Origin of the sequence: Bacillus sp. MYb209 (assembly GCF_002975175.1) — a bacterium.
Taxonomy (GTDB): Bacteria; Bacillota; Bacilli; order Bacillales; family Bacillaceae_G; genus Bacillus_A.
In genome coordinates this window covers 1-1,243 of sequence record NZ_PCNZ01000128.1, presented here as the reverse complement: position 1 = coordinate 1,243, position 1,243 = coordinate 1, and the positions used below count along the sequence as shown (strand labels likewise).

1 protein-coding gene is annotated in these 1,243 nt (G+C 36.3%); it reads right to left on the bottom strand.

Going from position 1 to position 1,243, the window contains the following annotated elements:
- Positions 1-931: IS4 family transposase (locus tag CQZ94_RS30750; RefSeq protein ID WP_105588440.1), on the bottom strand; the 931-nt coding region annotated here is incomplete at its 3' end.
- Positions 932-1,243 lie beyond the last annotated feature (312 nt).

The window sequence follows — 1,243 nt, the reverse complement described above, 5'->3', positions numbered from 1 at the left end:
ACTTCATTCCTTTCTTTTTTTCTCTTACAGTTTGATCTTGTAATCGTTTTTGTTGTTGTTCTTTTGTTAGTCGATGAACAATCACACGAGTTGGGACTTTATCAGTCATTCCTACATAAGCCTTGGATATTTCACATGTTTGTCCTGGTTGAAGAGAGTTCATTAAAACCTCCATATCTATCTGTATATACTCTGTACCTTTCTTGATTCTTCCATCTTGAAAGTAATCAGGGTTGGGATTTTTTTGATAAATACGTGTATTCGACTTGATACGAGAGATATAGTAAGCCTTTTTATCTTGTATATGTTGAAGATCTTTCAAATGAAAATAACCTAAATCTCGGATACATAAATCATTCGCTGTTATAGTTGGGACACACAGAGAACCGTAGGTTCGATCATGTTGTTTACCTGGACCTGTATGAATATGAAGGAACTGTCCGTTTAACAGGTCATACTCAAGTTGAATTTTCATCCCAGCTGTATGACTGCACCCTCCTGCACCTGGATAAACCAATGAAAAGGGATCTGGGAGTTGAAAAGCAGTGGAATCTAAAATACGAATACGCTTGAAAACAGAAGTGTATGGAGAAGAAATCGGCATAGATGAGGCCAATTTTCGGTTTAGTAGTTCAGCTAATATGTGTTGTAAAAATTGGACGGCCGCTTTATTAAATCTTTGATTCAGTCCCTCGGGACTAATAAGTACTTCTGTTGATGCTTCTAAACAGCTAGATAACTGAGTTAAAGAAGTCGTAGCGACATTTTGGCTCATCCATACACATAAAGCGACTAAATCTTTTGCTTGGTACTTACTGGTTCGTTGCACAAAACCAACATCTCTAGCAAGATCTCGTAAGAGATTTGGGGATAAGAAGCTTTGAATTTCTTGAGCAAATAGTTGTAATTCATCAGATATAGAAATAGACATACAAAAACGCCATCCTTTCCTATGATTCTACAGAAAGAATAGCGTATTTTTTCATTTTATGGGGTATTTTGTTTTGTTAGCTTGATAGCGATGTGGCCAGACCCCATCGCTATCAAGCTAAGCTTATGCAAAGTCAATTTTAGACGAGATTGTTTCTTTTTTCTAAAGGGCAAGTGTAGTTGATTGAAAGATTTGCATACGAAATAAACCCTAGCGGGTTTCATTTTTTTGAATTAAGCGGCTTGATTATAAGACAGGGTACAATTGTAAACGACACCTAATATATCAAAGACCGTTTTTTTCTCATATCGA